Origin of the sequence: Draconibacterium orientale (genome assembly GCF_900111425.1) — a bacterium.
GTDB lineage: Bacteria > Bacteroidota > Bacteroidia > Bacteroidales > Prolixibacteraceae > Draconibacterium > Draconibacterium orientale.
The window spans coordinates 69,388-86,970 of record NZ_FOHT01000003.1; the positions used below are offsets into that span (position 1 = coordinate 69,388).

The window sequence follows — 17,583 nt, forward strand, 5'->3', positions numbered from 1 at the left end:
TTCGTGCAATTTACGTAGCTATTCATCTTCTTTCAAATAACCATCTTTTAAACGAACAATGCGGTTTCCGTATTTTGCATTTTCTTCGGAGTGCGTTACCTGAATAATAGTCATTCCTTCGTCGTTCAGTTTTTTCAGGAGTTCCATAATCATTTGGCCCTGTTCGCTGTGCAGGTTTCCGGTGGGCTCGTCGGCCAGCAACAGTTTTGGGCTTCCCACAATAGCGCGTGCAATGGCCACCAGCTGCTGTTGTCCGCCCGAAAGCTGACTGGGAAACAGATCTTTCTTGGCCACAATATTAAAGCGGTCGAGCATGTCGGCAACCATGGCTTTGCGCTCTTTACCTTTCACGCCACGATATACCAGCGGTGTTTCAATGTTTTCGTACACATTCATTTCTTCAATCAGGTGAAAGGCCTGAAAAATGAAGCCGATGTGACTGCGGTGATACTGCACCTTTTGTTTTTCTTTTAACTGGTTGGCCGGCTGATCAAGGAACAAATACTCGCCTTCGTTGGGTTCGTCCAGAAAGCCAATAATATTCAACAAAGTTGATTTACCTGCGCCACTGGGCCCCATAATGGAAACAAATTCGCCTTGATTGATATCAAGATTTACGCCTTTTAACACAAAGGTTCGCTGAAACCTGGCATCGTAGTATTTGTCGATGTTCTTAAGCTGTATCATATTACTCTTTTGTTTTCTGCCGACTTATTTCAAATCCGATGCCTTTTTCACAAAACACAGATTATCAACAAAGTAAAACCAAGACAATGTAAAGAAGTGTAAAAGTATTTTACACAAGTTGTACAACTTTTTGTCAATTACGTCAATTAGTTTTCAATAAAGGAATCCGGATAGTTTACAAAATTCTGTTTTTCGTTAATATGAGTTGGCTCCCATAAATCTTCATCGCGGTTAGCCTTGTATTTTATCCGAATCCAGGTGTCGAATTTCCGTTCTCCCTCATAAAGGTCAATCACGCGGTAACCTTTGCCAATATCGCCATACGTTTCTCGTCCGGTGGCCTGTCCGTAAACCAAAGCAATGTTGTGCAAAGTGCCAATGTAGTTATTCACATGGTCGTGCCCCACAAACATTCCCATTACATCGCCCGATTCGAGAGAAGCACTATACATTCCGGTATTTATATCGGGCGAACACACTTTTTCCTCCTTCACTCCAACTGTTGTTGGTTGGCCCCAAACCTCGTTGTATTCCGGCAGCGGAATATGAAAAAATGCCAAAGCCGGATAAGGTTTTCCGCCGTTAGCCCCGGTTAGTTTTTTACTTTGTTCGCGGTACCACTGCACCTGGTCGAATTTTATCCAGTCGTAACTTCCCAGGCCTTTTTCTTCGTCCAAGCCCGAGTGTGAATCAATAAAATAAAGCAAGGCTTCAGCATTTTTCGTTTTTGATCCTTGAACTTTTAAAATATAGTTTCCACTTCCCGAAACGTCCTCAGGTCCGTTCTTGGCAACACAATACGAAAGTTCTGTGATGATGTCCATAATTTCATCGCCGGTCAACTCATATTCAATATCGTGATTACCGAGTGTAACTGCCCACGGAACCTTCGCATCAACAAATATTTTTGTTAGCGCCAACCATGCTTTTTTCGTGTTTTCGGAACAAACCACATCGCCGGTTAACACTACCAATTCAGGTTTCTCGGCTTCAACCGCAGCTTTCATCATTATTAAAACACTGTCGGACCGGTAAGAATTGTACTTAAAATGGATGTCGGTAAACTGTATAATTTTAAACTTTCCGTTGGCATCAAAACGAAGTATAGGATTTGAGGTATCTTTTGCAGTTGCGCTACAAAGTACAGCAAACATAAAAACGAGTAATAACGTAGTTTTTTTCATGGATAAATGCATTTATGGTTTCTCTTAAAACTCCGGTTTTGAAAATTTTGTTTCTAAAATAACCATTTTCAAATGGTTTAATTATCTGTTACCATTCGAATTGAGAAAATTCCTGAAGTTGACGATTATCCCCACAGCAAAACCATGGCAATTTTCAGATAAGATGATGCAGTAAAATAAAATTCGCTTTCGCTCTACTATAAATTAGTGTAATTTTATGCTCCTGAAAACAAAACTTTGTTCAATAAAAATTCAATCATGAAAAACCTTAGCGCTACATTTCTTATACTTATAAGCTTTCTGTCATCCGTTTACGGGCAACAGAACAGTTTCCGGGATTCTCAATGGAAAAACAAAAAGGTAGCTTTCCTGGGCGATTCGATGACTCAGAAATGGGAAAGAGACAACACGCCGCGCACTGTTTACTGGGAATACCTGACCCAAATGTTGGGCATAGAACCTTATGTTTACGGAATTAGCGGACACCAGTGGACGGGTGTTTACGGACAGGCACTAAAACTGAAAGAAGAGCACGGAACAGATGTGGATGCCATATTGATTTTTGCCGGAACCAACGACTACAACCACAATGTTCCGCTTGGTAATTTTTTCCGCGAAACCGCTAAAGAAACCAATTTTAACGGAACGAATGTGATTCGGAAATACCGGATTCACGAAAGTAACGATTCTACATTTTGCGGACGGATAAATAAAGTAATGGCCTTTTTAAAAGCCAATTACCCCGACCAGCAAATCATTATAATGACGCCTATTCACCGGGCATTTGCCACATTTAGCGACAAAAATGTGCAGCCCGATGAAAATTTTGCCAACGATCTTGGACTTTACCAAGACGATTATGTAAATGTTTTAAGGGAGGCTGCTTCCATTTGGGCTGTTCCGCTTATCGATCTCTTTTCCATTAGCGGTCTTTATCCTTTGGAAGATTCGCATGTGAAATATTACATGAATGAAAAAACGGATCGTCTGCATCCCAATACTTTGGGAAATTACCGCTTGGCAAAAACCATTCAGTATCAGTTACTGAGCCTGCCCGCGACGTTTGTTGAATGATGCTAATCCTCGTAAGTGATGGTAACGTTTCCGCCGGATGCATGTGCATAAACCGGAATTCCACCTCCGTTCATTTTGCCTTTTACACGGTCTTTTTCGGAAGTTCCGGTAAAGTTATGCAAATCGATATTCACTTTGCCTGAACGCAAATCCAAATCGAGACCCAATTTTTCGCCACCATGAATTACAGCAGAAACACCACCTCCACTGGATTGCAGGTACAACTCATCGGTTAAATTGCGAATATTTACACGAACCGAACCTCCGCTTGATTTTGCTGTAACCGAGCTGGCTTCTCCGCTTACACTTACACCACCTCCACTGCTTGATGCATCTGCCGAACCATGAATACCTTCCAGACTTACACCACCACCTGAACTACGTGCATAAACACTTCCGTGTGCACCTTCAACCGAAACACCGCCACCGCTGGAACTTAGGCGAATATCGCCATCGTGGTTGGTGGCTTTCACACCGCCGCCTGATGAGCTGGCTTTTGTAGTACCACTTGTATTCTCCAGTCGTACGCCACCGCCACTGCTTGAGAAATCGTGCGTTCCTTTTACTCCTGATATTTTCAGGCCGCCGCCACTTGACGATACATCGCACGACATTTCTTCAGGTACGATAATGGTGAGTGAAATACCTACATTGTTCCGCCAGAAATTCATTTGCCCTCTGCGTTTTACAACTGCGGTAATTGTGGATCCGCTTTTTGAAAAATCGATATCAAAATCGTCTAAAACCTCATCCAACGATCTGTCGGTTGGCGATAATAAATTTCCATTTTTTCGTACAAATGCCTGGATAATAACCTTCGGCTGATTATGTGTTTCTACCGTTACTCCGCCTCCCGACGAAGACGCATTGAGTTGCCCCGGTTGGTTTAAATCAAAGGTTTTTGTAATGGTTGGCTGTCCGTCTTTTGCAAAACTATTCATTGCAAACACAGTGGTTAGCACTGCAATTAATGTAAATAATCTGAGGCTTTTTTGAGTTTTCATAATAAGTTTGATTTAATTGTTTAATCTGATTATTAGTTATAGGACGACAAACTTTTGGAATAGTTACTATTAATCCCTAAATCCTCCCGATTACAATCGGGACAAGCTCTAGAGGGGACTTGTTCACATCTCCGAATGGCAACTCATTTATTTTGTATTTAACTCTTAAACAATTCTCAAATCGCCTTTTTCCTCTGGATCGAAGCCCCTTTAGGGTTGGGGTAAACTAAGTTGCTCATATCTGAGTGTCTCGATCCCGATACGCTTCGCTATCGCGGATCTCCGCTCTCCTTTATTCATAACGGAGAGCTTCGACAGGATTAATTCGTGAAGCGCGATAAGAATGAAACAACACCGTTGACAAAGCCACAATTGCTGCACACACAAATGTTATTACAAACACCCACCATGAAATGTCGGTTTTAAAAGCAAAATTGCTTAGCCACTTATTCATTACAAAAATTGTGGGAGGAACTGAAAGTAAAGTTGCGATAACTACCATTATAAAATTTTTGCTCAGGAAAGACAACACGATTCCTTGCCCGGAACTTCCGCATACCTTTTTAATTCCAATTTCTTTGGTTTGCGATTTCATAATAAAAAGTGTTAAGCCAAACAGCCCAAATGAAGCAATCAGCAGTGCAAAAAATGCCGACACAGAAACAATCACACTCAGGTTTTTCTCCTCGGTATAAACCTCTTTTAGAAATTCATCCATGGTTTTATAATTCATGGGCTCGTTGGGAACAATCTTTTGCCATTCAGATTTAATTAAAGGCAGTACACTTTCAAGCGTTCCGGTTTTGTAGTGAACCGCAACCTGTTGAGCAAAATCGTCGGACGCGAACATAATTAAAGGTGGAATTTTGCTGTGAAATGAGTGCAAGTTAAAGTTTTTGACAACCCCGATTACGGTTCCATCAACTACATCAATTTTTTTTCCAACCGGATCGGATAATCCCAATTCGTTTACCGCATTTTCATTGAGTATATATGCGTTTTCATCGTCTCCAAGTTCAAAACTTCTTCCCTTAATCACTTGAATTCCCATAGCTTCTAAAAAATTATAATCTACTGCCAGAAGCTCAATTGGTACTTTTTGCGATTTATCACCGGGAAATTCCATCGGATAAGCGAAAAAACTGGTCATTGGTAAAGCATCTATTGCCCCTCCGGCTGCCAGCACATCAGGAAAAGCCTTAATGCTGTTTATAAATGCTTTTGAGCTCTGAGAACTTCGGCCCATATCAACGAACAAAACATCCTTGTTATAATAACCCGGATCTTTCTCCAGCGCATACTTGTATTGAGAATAGATAATGAGTGTACTTGAAACAAAAATGCAGAAGATCACCAATTGAGCAACAATCAGGGCGGAACGCACACGCGACTTTCGTTTTCCTGTCCGCACTGAGTTATTTAAAATGCTGATTACATTCAACTTTGATAAATACGACGCGGTATATAGTCCCGACACTAGTCCAATAAGCAAAGTAAGCGACACATAAACAGAAACATAAATGACAATATTTGACCGGAGGATTAATAGTTTGGTTTGAAACAAGTCTTCGGCATAAGGTTTCCCCATCCAGGCGAGAAACAGCGCGACTGGTAAAACCAAAATCGACAGAATCAATGATTCATTCAGCAATTGCCGGCGAATTGATTTCGCCCCGGCACCATTGGTTTTCCGAATCCCAATTTCTTTTGACCTGCCGGTTGAGACCGCCGTTGAAAGAATGATATAGTTAAGTGCTGCAATTAAGATTACGAGCAAAGCAATGGCTGAAAAAATCCGAATATTTTTCAGGTTGCCTTGTGGCAGTCCGCTGTTAATATCCTGCGATCCAAAATAAACATCAGATAAATTTTGAAGGGAGAATTCGTATTTCTCGTCATCGCTAAAAACCTCTTTCTCCAACGAGCGAAACTGTTCATCAAGCGAACCCCCACTATTGTTTTTATCCAGTAATAACCAGGTTTGCCAGTACATGGAACGCCAGTCTGTTTCAGCATCTCGCTCTTTAATCCTACTATTAATCTGTTGCAGTGTCCACTTTACATTAATAAAACAATCGGCCTGAAAAGTTGAGTTTACAGGAAAATTATCAAAAACTCCCTTTACTTCTAAAACTTCGTCCTTTTCGTCAATTTGGGCAACTAAATTTTGTCCGATGGGATCTTGATCCGGAAAAAGTTTTTGTGCCAGTTCTTTTGAAAGGATAATGGAATTTGGTTCATCGAGAATATTCGCTTGCTGACCACGAACATTAATATCGAAGACATTAAATATGTCTGAATCCGCTCCAACAACCCGATCAACAGGAATATAATCCTCATTCATTTTTACACTAAATTCCGTCACAAAATGGGTTGGAGCCACATATTTTATCTGCGGAAATTCGTCTTGTAAATGCTTTGTAAGAATATAGGGCGCACCGTCGTCAGTTATTTTTATATCAGCATTATTGTGCAATACGCGGTAAATCTGCTTCCGGTTTTTAAAGCTGGTGTTGTAACTCAACTCGTTAATTACATACAACAAAATAACAAACGAGGCTGCCAGGGCAAGCGAAAGCCCCATAATGTTTATTCCGGCAAAAAGTTTGTTTCGTTTTAAAAACCGAAGTGCTGTGGTTAAGTAGTTTTTTATCATGGTTAATTAAGTCTTGTTAAGTGCCATCGGCACGATGTTCTGGTAGCAAAGAAAATGCAGCATTGGCAAAAGTCCCATAGGGACGGTGTTATCACTTCCTCATTCGTAAAATTCGAACAAATATGCATCTTCATATTTTATTTCATTCCTTCTCAACAACGTTAGATATTCATCTTTAAATGAACCTTTCCGATGATGTTCTTCTTGTTTCATGATGTATTGAATAACTCTGTTCCGTTGAGAACGAGAATAGGAAAACGCTCCATAGCCAGCCTGCCATTCAAACTTCCCGGCAACAAATCCTTTTTCATTTATCCATTTCGATGATTTGGCTTTTGCATTCTTCAAAACATCGGAAACAGAAATTGTTGGGTGTAATTCAAAAAATATGTGAATGTGGTCTTTGTACCCACCTACCGCTAGCGAATAATTTTTGGTTTCCTTTAATGTTCCTGCCATGTATCGGAACAATTCATCCCGCCATTTTTCTGAAATAAAATTGCTTCTCCCTTTTACCGAAAACACGGCATGTATATTCATTTGGGTATAGGTATTTGCCATTGTTATTTATTTTTATTCGTAATTGTTATTCTGACCAAAACATCATCGCTATGCGATTTAACCAATGAGATAAATCTCATTTCTACCATAACATCGTCGCTACGCGACTTCTATTCATATCTGAGTGCCTCAACAGGATTCTGCGTTGCCGCCCGCCAACTCTGCCAGCTAACCGTTAACAATGCAATTCCCAAAGCCAATACTCCGGCAAGGGCAAATATCCACCAGCTTAATGTGGTTTTGTAGGCAAAGTTTTCGAGCCATTTATGCATGGCGTAGTAAGCAATGGGTGTGGCAATTACAAAAGCAATGGCTACCCACTTTACAAAGTCTTTGTTGAGCATGGCGAGTATTTCGGAGATTTTGGCTCCGTTTACTTTGCGGATACCGATTTCTTTCACCCGGGCCAACGAAATTAACCAGGCAATAGAAAACAGGTTGATTACACAGATAAAAATGGCTACAATAACAAACAGACGGAATATTTTTATGAGCTGCATTTCGTTATCAAACTGCCGGTTGTAATAATCTTCAACAACTAAATATTCGAACGGATAATTAGGGAATGTGCGGGTAAATTGCGCTTTAATAAAAGGAATAACGGAAGCAAAATCAGCAGTTGAGGTTTTAATGGAGTAATTTCCCCAAATCATATTTTCGGTCCAATTGATAATAACCATAGGTTTGTGGCTCTCTTTTGCATTACTAAAATCCACATTCCCGGTAACTCCAATTACCGACACCTCGAACTTTTGCATACCACTTTCATCTTCCATTTTAATGGCTCTTCCGATGGCCTCATCCGGATTTTGAAACCCAAGATATTGTAATCCGGCACGATTGATAATACACGAATTGTTTTGTGCTGAAGTGCCTGTTTCCCGGAAATTAGTTCCGGCCAAAAGCGGAATATTGTAGTTTTTTATAAAATTGTCGTCGGCAACAATAAGCGCGGCTTTCCCGCCTTTTCCAGTCAGCGTTTCGGTAAAATTAAAGTTGTAGGCCGACAAATCTCCCGGTACCACGTTCGAACTCGAAAAACCCAATATTGCACTATTGCTCAACAACTCTTCTTCAAAAGCCTGCAGGTTATTAATTCGCTGCGATGTTATCCGAAGATTTTTAGGAACCTTAATTACCAGGGTATTTTTCACATCAAAACCTTTGTCTTTGTCCATCAGAAAATTAACCTGCTTACTGATTCCGGTAATTCCGGCAACAATGGCAATAATTATAACAAACTGGGCAACAACAACTATCTGCCTGAACGACACTCCTTTGGAAACCGGTTTGTAGCGCAATTTCAGCAACTCCAAACTATTAAAACGGTTAATCATTAATGCAGGAATAACACCGCCGATTACTATGCCCAGAAAAATAATTGAAAACAAAATGGCCAGAAAAAGCGGGCTGGTAAATACCGGTTTCAGAAAAATTCCGAACTGGTTTTGCATAACAGGAATCAACATCCATCCCACAAGCAGCGAAATACAAACGGCAAAAAAATGAATAATCAACGATTCGGAAAGCGAGGCCCATACAATCTCGGAACGTGTGGCACCGTTTATTTTTTTGATTCCGGTTTTGGGGGCGGAATGAATTAACCTCGAAAAAGCAAACTGAATGTAATTGAATCCTGATGCGCAAAGAATTAGAATTCCGATGATAAAAACAAGAATTACATATTGTGCACGCGAATTTGTTTCCAGCTCGTTTTTTAATTCTGAATGCAGATGAATATCGTTCAGCGGTTGAAGATGATAAACATGCTTAACGTTACTTTTTTCGAATTGTAACTTTTTATTTTCTGCAACAATCGCATTTACTGCTGCTTCAATCTGTTTTACAGCTGCATTATTGTCCAGTTTCAGATAGGTATAAAATCCGGTTTCGCCCCACTGTGCCTTTGCCGGTGGCGGCAGGTGCATATCGTCGTGAAAGGAAAGCAAAATTTCGGCAGAAAAATGTGCCTGCTCCGGAAGGTCTTTAAAAACACCTTCAATGGTATATTCAAAAACCGGGTATTTAAATAAAACCTGGCCAACAGGGTTAACATCTCCGAAATACTTTTTGGCAGTTCTTTCGGATATAACAGCCGTGTAGGGCCGGGTTAACACCTCTGATTTCCAGCCCTGGGTTAATGCAATTGAAAACACATCGAGGAAACCGGCAGAGGCATGATAAACATGATTGTTGGAGAAAATTTCGTCGCCAATTTTATATTGCGGATTGTTTGTTCCGGTAAGATAACCGGCCGCCACAACCTGCGGATATTCGTCTTTTAAGGTAGCTGCCACCCCGCGTTCGCATTGCGGAATTGAAAGACTCAATTCGTTTCCGCTGTAAATATCGGTGCTTACCCGGTAAATTTGTTTGTTACCGGGAAATACACGGTCGTAACCTTTTTCGTAAAACACATACCCCGACACGAGAATAAACGTAACCAAACCAATGCAAAGAGAAAGGAGAAGAAATGCTGAATTTCCTTTTTCACGAACCAGGTTTCTAAAAGCCATTTTAATGTGATAAAACTGTTTCATTTTTGATTTTATTTTATCGGTTTATTTTTGATCGTTTTAAATTTCTATTTATTCGTATAGTAAAGCGTCCTCCCCAACGATTCTGTCGGGATTACGCGTAGCTGCCGCCAGCTTTCCTCTTCTTCCTCATCCCTAAATCCTCCCGATTACAATCGGGACAAGCTCTGAGGGGGACTTTTTCGTATCTCCGATTGTCAACTCATTTATTTTGTTTTTATCCTTCATATTATTCTCAAATCTTCTTTTTCCTGCGGCCAGAAGCCCCTTTAGGGATTGGGGAAAAACGAAACTATTCATATCGGAGTGCCTCAATCCCGATACGCTTTGCTATCGAGGATCTCCGCCTTACTCATACCGTAAGGCTTCGACAGGATTTCGCGTAGCAGCCCGCCAGCTTTGCCAACTTACCGTTAGCAGTGCAATTCCCAGTGCGAGTATTCCGGCCAAAGCAAATATCCACCAACTTAAAGTGGTTTTGTAGGCAAAGTTTTCGAGCCATTTATGCATGGCGTACCAGGCAATGGGCGTGGCAATTACTACAGCCGCAATTACCCAAAGCACAAAATCTTTGTTTAGCAAAAACAGTATTTCCGAAACGGTTGCTCCGTTTACTTTACGCACTCCAATTTCTTTGGTCCGGTTCAGACTGATCAGGAAGATCTGCCCCAAAATCCCCATACAAGTCAATACAATGGCGATAAACGAAAAGAAGGAAATCGACTTTGAAAGTTTATCTTCTTTGATATACATGGCCTGAAACTGGTCGTCGTAAAAAGTAAATTCCATGGGGTCATCCGGTAACATGGTTTCCCATACTTTTCGAAGTTCATTGATTTGTTGCCCGATGTTTCCGGGATTCAGTCGCAGTGAAAGCGTATTGTACTCCCTGTCCGATTCGTAAATCAAAGCAACCGGACTTAAAGAAGAATGCAGTGACTCCACATTAAAGTTATTTACTGTGCCCACAACATCATAACCGCCTTCTCGCCCATTTTTAAATTTCTTACCGTCAATATTTTCCCAACCATAACGTTTTACTGCAGCTTCATTCATCAGGCAAGACTTTCCTTTATCGCCCGCTAAAAAATTTCGGCCATCAAGCAACTGAACTCCCATTGTTTTCAGGAAATTTTCAGTCACATAAATACAGTTCACCATAAATTCATCGTCTTCTACCCCACTTCCCATGCTCATATTAATATTCCCCGGATAACCGTTACTCAAGGCACTACTTGATACAAAAGAAAGATCGCTGATTTCATTTCTCAAAGCCGTCTGATTTTCGAACAACCACGGGAGTTCGATTCTCACCAGGTGTTCTTCGTTAAAACCTAAATCAAAGTGTTTTACATACTGCAGCTGTTTAAAAATAAGCATCACCACTGCAATCAATGCTATGGAAACTGTTAGCTGAAAGGTAAGCATAAGCTGTTTCCCGATTTGTTTTCCGTTTCTTTTCCGTCCTCCCTGCAGAAAATCGACAATATTAAACTGCGATAGAATATAGATAGGCGCTAAACTGTTCAGAAGAATAATGCAAGCTATGGTGCCAAGAAAAACAGGCAACAAATGTTGAAGGTTTACATCGGAAAGTTGAATTTCTCTTCCAAATAAGGTTTCGGTTGTCGGTAAAAGAAGCGACACCAGCGCGATTGAAATAGTTAGTGCAATTAATATTCCTAATGTAACTTCAATAAGCGAATCGACAAGCAAATGTGGTTTCCCGGCACCATTGGTTTTGTTGATACCAATTTCTTTCATTTTTGCATACTGCATCGACACCGTGTAATTCAGATAATTAATGCTCGAAAGGAGAATAATCAGAATGGCAATTGCCATAAAAATGAACAGCATTTTTGAATTGCCTTTGGTGTGCTCATCTGTCCAACCCAATTTTGTTGGAGAAAGATAAATATCAGATAAACTTTGCAGCGCCAGGCTATCGGTAGTTGTATTGAACTGCCCGATAGAAGCATTCATCTTGTCTGAAAAATCATCAGGATCGATATCATTTTTTAGCAAGAGAAAGTGCTCGGTTGGAAATATACAAACGCCGTTATTGCAGGCTTGTGCCATCTGAAAGTCCTCATTTTCGCTGTTCAAAAGTAACTCTGCTTTAAAACTCGAATTTTCGGGCAAGTCTTGCATAACAGCCGTAACCGTTGCGGTAAAAAATTCCTCCTTAATCGTCTTTCCTAACGGGTTCTCATCTCCAAAAAGTTTTTTGGCCACCGACTCAGTTATTACTGCCGAGTTCAACTGACTAAAAGGCTTCTCTTCCAGGCTGGATAAAACGGGTATTGAAAATACATTGAAAAAGTTATTATTCGTAGAAATAATGTATTCAACGCGTGTGTAATTTCGTGTTTCAGGATCTTTTAGCGTGATAGGAAAATAAGAGAAAGCGAGTGGACAAGTTGTTTCAACATCCGGGTAGTGTTCAGCAATTACAGCATTTATTTTGTAGTCGAGTCCCGATTCATTCTTTTTCGCATCGTACAAACGATAAATTTTTTCATGCCGGGCAAAGTGTTTGTCCACATTGTGTTCAGCACTGTAGTATAAGGCAATTAAAATACTGGCCGTAAAACCGATAGCAAACCCACCGATAATAAGCGATGAATACAGCTTGTTCTTCAACAAATTCCTGAATGCCAGTTTTATTTTAAATCGTAACATAGTTTTTTGCATTGCGCGCAGAGCATGGAGCAAAGCGAAACAGAATTCACTTCTCCCCCAGCTCTTTGCTTATTTATTCATATCTCAACGCGTCAATACTAACGAAACTTCGTTTGTCAGCATCTACGCACTTCTCACTACTCGTATCGTAGAGCTTCAATCCCGATACGCTTTGCTATCGAGGATCTCCGCCTTACTCATACCGTAAGGCTTCGACCCCGATGCTTCGATCGGGATTCCTGCCTACCGCAGGCAGATCCTCACTCATATCTGAGTGACTCAACAGGATTTCGCGTAGCAGCCCGCCAGCTTTGCCAACTAACTGTTAGTAGCGCAATGCCCAAAGCCAACACTCCGGCCAGTGCAAATATCCACCAGCTTAGTGTGGTTTTGTAGGCGAAGTTTTCGAGCCATTTATTCATGGCGTACCAGGCAATAGGCGTTGCAATTCCAATGGCAATTACCACCCATTTAATAAAGTCTTTATTCAGCATGGTAAGTATCTCTGCAACTTTGGCACCGTTTACTTTACGGATGCCAATTTCCTTTATCTTATTTTCACTCGATATTGCAGCTTGTCCGAAGAGCCCCAAACAGGCAATAAACACAGCCAACAGGGTAAAGAAATTAAGGATACCGGCAATTTGATTATCCTTCTTGTATAAATCTTCGTAATCCTGATTAAGAAAATGATACTCAAATGGTATCCCCGGATTATTTTCGGTCCAGATGTTTTCAACAAATTCGATCGTTGCCGGAATATCGCCGCTTATTCTGAAAAACAAGGAGCTGAAATAGGATTCTTCCGCTTCGTTGTTATACAAATGAAATACCTGAGGATTTACTTTCTGATGGAGCGATTTAAAATAAGTATCCTTTATAACACCTAAAATTATTCCCTTTTTCCCGTAAAGCGAAAATTCGGCACCAACAGGATCTGTCAATCCCATTAAACGCAAAGCTTCCTCGTTTACAATATAATTTTGCTTGTCGGCAGTAATTTCATTTGAAAAATTACGACCTGCAACAAACTCAACATTCATCATCTCCAGGTAATGGTCGTCGATGCGTGTGGTTTCCATCGCCACAGGATGCGCAGTATTTTGGTTCTGCCATTCTCCGTTTTGTTTCCACGAAATCCCAACAGTTCCGTTCACCTGACTAAACGGGGGACAATCTTTTAAACTAATTTCAGTAATGTTCGGATTTTCAGACAATGAATGCCTCACCACCGAAATTTTCTGATTTATATTTCCCCTTAAATAAGTGTATGCAATCTGATCGGTTTCAAATCCAAGTTTTTTGTGGTTGATATACTGCATCTGTTTGTTTACACCAATGGCAGCCACAATAAGTAAAACTGCGATAACATTCTGAAAAACCACCATACTTTTCAAAACACCTGACTTTTGCTTGTTGTAACGATTCATCAGTTCGATAGCTTTAGCACGCGAAAACACAAGTGCCGGATAAATTGTACAAAGCGTGAGGGTAAAAAACAATACCAGCGCCATGATGCCAATAAATCGAGGCGTAAAAATATGTTCATTAAAAGGCTTTCCAATCATGTTTTGAAATGGAGCCCGAACCACACCTATAACTATTATCGCCAAAATGAACGAAACAATTATTAGTGCGGCATTTTCAGCAATACTATTCAGAAAAACCGTTTTGCGGCTTGCTCCACATACTTTTGCAACAGATGTGGCCTTTTGCCTTTTTGCAAACATCGAAACGGTAAGATTAACAAAGTTGATGCAGGCAAGTAACAAAATCAGCAAAGCAACCGAACCAAAAATGTATAAATAGCGGAAGTCGCCTGTTTCTCCCAAACGGTTGTTAACCGAGTAGTCGAGATAAATACTCCCCAATGGCCGCAGATATGCAGATATTTCACCGGATTGAAGGTGTGGCATTCCGTTCGACTTTGCAACTCTTGTAATTTCTTGCCCGGTGTTTTCAGGATCGCTACCCGGAGTTAATAAAACATAAGTACGAAAATTGGGATCGCCCCATAATAACCCGCAGAAATGGTATTGCTCCAGCAGTTTTTGCGGTAAAACATAATCGAACTGAATGTGCGATTGTGACGGTAAATCTTTGATTACTGCATAAATCGTAACAAACTCTTTTCCTCTTATCTGAATTTCTTTTCCCAAAGGATCTTCATTCCTAAAATAGCGTTTGGCAAACGATTCGGTAATAACTATTCCTTCTACCTGCTCCAGCGCTTTAACCGGGTCTCCGTACAAACTCTGAAAACTAAACATTCGGAATAACTGTGGATCGGCAGTAATTCCGTTCTCTTCGAAATACATATTTTCCTTGTATTTAAAGGCAAATCCGGGAGCATTTCTTAAACGCACAGCCAGCTTTACATTTGCAATCTCATCTTCGATTACAGGTGCCAGCGGGTTGGGTGTTCCCGCCATCGACATCTCTTCTTTTTGATTTTTGAAATTAATCTGGTAGATATCGGTATAGTTTGTATTAAACTTGTCATATTCTGTTTCGTTGTAAATCCATGCCAGAATAATAAAAACACAAGTCAGGCCAATTGTTAGCCCCAAAAGATTGAGCACAGAAAACAACTTGTGCTTCAATAAACTTCGGATTATCATTTTCAGATTTTTCATTCTTAACTTGTTTTGTTATTCGTATCTCAAAGCCTCAATCCCGATACTTCGCTATCGGGGATCTCTGCCTTACTCGTACCGTAAGGCTTCGACAGGATTCCGTGTCGCAGCTCTCCAGCTTTGCCAACTTACCGTTAGCAGTGCAATTCCCAATGCGAGTATTCCGGCCAAAGCAAATATCCACCAGCTTAATGTGGTTTTGTAGGCAAAGTTTTCGAGCCAAAGATTCATGGCATACCAGGCAATTGGGCAGCTTACTAAAAATGCAAGACCAACCCATTTAACAACTTCCATGTTTAAGGTTGTTAATACCTCTGTAACTTTTGCTCCATTTATTTTTCTGATTCCTATTTCTTTTTTCCGTTGAACAGCAGAAAAAGAAATTAAACCAAACAAGCCCAAACAGGCTATAAACACTGCCAGAAGTGTGAATATTTTTATGAGTGAACTGAATTCCATTTCGGTACGGTAAAGCGCTTCAAAGTCTTTATCCAAAAACTGATATTCGAATGGTACATTGGGTGAAAACTCTTTCCATACGCCCTCAATAGTGGCGATGGTATTTTGCATGTCCATTCCTGAAACTTTTATGTTAATGCATGAATTCCAGGGAAGGTAGCACAGCATGTATGGTTCAATCTGATTATGTAACGAATAAATGTGAAAATCTTTAATTACGCCGACAATGGTGATATCTCTATCGAGAAAAGTTACCACAGAACCTACCGGATTTTTCAATTCCATTTTCTTTACAAAACACTCATTAACCAGCGCTGTATTATTCTCGTCATTTTTATTACTCCATAAAAAGTTTCGTCCCTCTAAAAGTTCGATTCCGAATGTTTCAATAAAATCGGGGTCGATGGTTGTTGCCCGATAATTCCTGAATTCGCCGTTTACTTTATGTTTTGAGCCAATATTCAGATTGCCGGCAAAGGTGCCGTTCGAACGAGCAACATTCTGAATAGTTGGATTTTTCAGCAAGGTCTCCCGAAAAGCCCGATACGACTTGTCGATACTGGACCCGCCGGAAAGATGAATGATATGCTCTTTATCAAAACCAAGCTCCTTGTTTTTAATAAAGTTAACTTGTTTCGAGATGGCTATAACAGCTATTAAAAGGAAAATTGATACAACAAATTGCGATACAATTAGAATTTGTTTCAAGGTATTTCCCTTTTTGCCTCGATGAATTTCGTTACGCAAGCTTTTTACAGGCGCTAAATTTGTTAAAAACCAGGCCGGATAAATACCTGCTAAAAAGCCGATTAAAATTACCCCGGCAATTAAAACGAGTAATCCTTTAATAATTTTGTCGGATTCAACAATGGTTTGAAAACCGGTAAAACCGGATAATAAGGGATGTATTAAATACACCAGAAAAACGGCCAGAATTGCCGAGATTGAAGTAATCAGAATTGATTCGAATAAAAACTGCCGGAACAAAGTGCTTTTGTGCGAACCGATAACCTTTCGAATACCTATTTCTTTAATTCGGGTTGTTGATATAGCAAGCGACAGATTTATGTAATTTATAATGGCAATTGCCAATATAAACAAGCCGATAAAAAAGATCAAATATACGGATGAACGTTTGGCTCCGCTCGCAAAATGCACTTCTGTTAAGGGAACAAGAGTTAACTTATAATCTGCTGCTCTGGCGCTGCCTTCTTCTGCTTGCCAACGTTCCGAAATAAAATCTGTCCAGAATTCAGGAGACTCGGCATTAATTTGCTCAGCGAGCTCAGAATTTGGCAATTTAACAAAAGTGGCAAATCCCCAGTTTACCCAATCTTCACTTATATTACCATTTCTTATTTTATGGTATGGAATTGTTGACATTGATATTAATCCATTATAAAGAATGGATGAATTTGAAGGAACATCTTCAATAACACCCTGAACAGTAAAACCATAGCTTTTAGCAGGGAAGTCGCTGAGGTATTCAATTTGCTTTCCTATGGGATTCTCATTTCCAAATATTTTTTTTGCTAAACGTTCTGAAAGAATAATGGAATTAGGCTCAGTAAGAGCTGTATTTTTGTCTCCTGACAAGAGTTTAAAATCAAAAAAGTTAAAGAAATTTGGGTCGGTAAAAATCAGGTCCGATGTTCTGAATGTTTCTGTCCCATTTTTCAAATAACCTTTCCTTCCTCCACCGTACCATTCATCAATACGAACTACTTCATCGATAGCCGCAATGTTGTCTTTTAAAAACTGTGCACTTGCCGGGGGGATTGACCTCGAATCGCCAAGATGAATTTTATAGATATTGCTTTGCTGTTTGTGGAAACTATCGAAACTAAACTGGTGATCGACATAACGAATAATAAGTGCAAATACCGCAATACCAACCGCAAAGCCAATAATATTTATTGCTGAATGCAGCTTATTACGAAGCAAATTTCGAAAAATGATTCTTTGATTACCAGTTCTAATAAACTTCATTGTTTCCGTATTTTAATGTTTATTCATACCTCAAAGCTTCAATCCCGATACGCTTCGTTATCGAGGATCTCCGCCTTACTCATACCGTAAGGCTTCGACCCCGATGCTTCGATC

The 17,583-nt window shown here is 40.1% G+C and carries 10 protein-coding genes; 1 reads left to right on the plus strand and 9 read right to left on the minus strand.

Annotated elements, in window-relative coordinates:
* Positions 1 to 18: 18 nt before the first annotated feature.
* Together BMW53_RS03035 and BMW53_RS03040 are read right to left on the minus strand one after the other, a co-directional pair.
* On the minus strand, positions 19 to 687 hold the full coding sequence (locus BMW53_RS03035; RefSeq protein WP_038557171.1) for an ABC transporter ATP-binding protein: 669 nt from the start codon (positions 685 to 687) through the stop codon (positions 19 to 21).
* Between the two features lie 146 nt (positions 688 to 833).
* On the minus strand, positions 834 to 1,871 hold the full coding sequence (locus BMW53_RS03040) for a metallophosphoesterase family protein (protein WP_038557173.1): 1,038 nt from the start codon (positions 1,869 to 1,871) through the stop codon (positions 834 to 836).
* A 258-nt stretch (positions 1,872 to 2,129) separates the two neighbouring features.
* On the opposite strand from BMW53_RS03040, the gene BMW53_RS03045 reads away from it, so the two are divergent.
* A complete protein-coding gene (locus BMW53_RS03045; RefSeq protein WP_038557175.1) occupies positions 2,130 to 2,945 on the plus strand; it encodes an SGNH/GDSL hydrolase family protein in 816 nt (271 codons plus the stop codon).
* A 2-nt stretch (positions 2,946 to 2,947) separates the two neighbouring features.
* On the opposite strand, the gene BMW53_RS03050 is transcribed toward BMW53_RS03045, so the two are convergent.
* The 7 genes from BMW53_RS03050 to BMW53_RS03080 form a co-directional block, all read right to left on the minus strand.
* Entirely contained in the window at positions 2,948 to 3,949 is a 1,002-nt protein-coding gene (locus BMW53_RS03050) for a DUF4097 family beta strand repeat-containing protein (RefSeq protein ID WP_038557178.1), read from the minus strand.
* Between the two features lie 292 nt (positions 3,950 to 4,241).
* Positions 4,242 to 6,605: an ABC transporter permease gene (locus BMW53_RS03055; protein ID WP_038557181.1), complete on the minus strand. Its 2,364-nt coding sequence runs from the start codon at positions 6,603 to 6,605 to the stop codon at positions 4,242 to 4,244.
* 99 nt (positions 6,606 to 6,704) lie between these two features.
* Positions 6,705 to 7,166, minus strand: coding sequence for an IS200/IS605 family transposase (tnpA, locus tag BMW53_RS03060; RefSeq protein WP_038557183.1), 462 nt, complete (start codon positions 7,164 to 7,166; stop codon positions 6,705 to 6,707).
* Between the two features lie 110 nt (positions 7,167 to 7,276).
* On the minus strand, positions 7,277 to 9,706 hold the full coding sequence (locus BMW53_RS03065; protein ID WP_081804796.1) for an ABC transporter permease: 2,430 nt from the start codon (positions 9,704 to 9,706) through the stop codon (positions 7,277 to 7,279).
* A 345-nt stretch (positions 9,707 to 10,051) separates the two neighbouring features.
* The gene (locus tag BMW53_RS03070; RefSeq protein ID WP_168136400.1) at positions 10,052 to 12,385 is read right to left on the minus strand and encodes an ABC transporter permease; all 2,334 of its coding nucleotides are present in this window, start codon (positions 12,383 to 12,385) and stop codon (positions 10,052 to 10,054) included.
* Between the two features lie 260 nt (positions 12,386 to 12,645).
* Positions 12,646 to 15,021, minus strand: a complete 2,376-nt coding sequence (locus tag BMW53_RS03075) for an ABC transporter permease (RefSeq protein WP_038557190.1) — start codon at positions 15,019 to 15,021, stop codon at positions 12,646 to 12,648.
* Positions 15,022 to 15,090: 69 nt separating this feature from the next.
* On the minus strand, positions 15,091 to 17,469 hold the full coding sequence (locus tag BMW53_RS03080) for an ABC transporter permease (RefSeq protein WP_038557192.1): 2,379 nt from the start codon (positions 17,467 to 17,469) through the stop codon (positions 15,091 to 15,093).
* Between the last annotated feature and the right edge of the window lie 114 nt (positions 17,470 to 17,583).

Excerpts from the sequence above, each read along its gene's own strand:
- BMW53_RS03035 (WP_038557171.1), bottom strand. The coding sequence starts at position 687 with ATGATACAGCTTAAGAACATCGACAAATACTACGATGCCAGGTTTCAG.
- BMW53_RS03050 (WP_038557178.1), bottom strand. The coding sequence starts at position 3,949 with ATGAAAACTCAAAAAAGCCTCAGATTATTTACATTAATTGCAGTGCTA.
- BMW53_RS03070 (WP_168136400.1), bottom strand. The coding sequence starts at position 12,385 with ATGTTACGATTTAAAATAAAACTGGCATTCAGGAATTTGTTGAAGAAC.
- BMW53_RS03065 (WP_081804796.1), bottom strand. The coding sequence starts at position 9,706 with ATGAAACAGTTTTATCACATTAAAATGGCTTTTAGAAACCTGGTTCGT.
- BMW53_RS03080 (WP_038557192.1), bottom strand. The coding sequence starts at position 17,469 with ATGAAGTTTATTAGAACTGGTAATCAAAGAATCATTTTTCGAAATTTG.
- BMW53_RS03040 (WP_038557173.1), bottom strand. The coding sequence starts at position 1,871 with ATGAAAAAAACTACGTTATTACTCGTTTTTATGTTTGCTGTACTTTGT.
- BMW53_RS03075 (WP_038557190.1), bottom strand. The coding sequence starts at position 15,021 with ATGAAAAATCTGAAAATGATAATCCGAAGTTTATTGAAGCACAAGTTG.
- tnpA (WP_038557183.1), bottom strand. The coding sequence starts at position 7,166 with ATGGCAAATACCTATACCCAAATGAATATACATGCCGTGTTTTCGGTA.
- BMW53_RS03045 (WP_038557175.1), top strand. The coding sequence starts at position 2,130 with ATGAAAAACCTTAGCGCTACATTTCTTATACTTATAAGCTTTCTGTCA.
- BMW53_RS03055 (WP_038557181.1), bottom strand. The coding sequence starts at position 6,605 with ATGATAAAAAACTACTTAACCACAGCACTTCGGTTTTTAAAACGAAAC.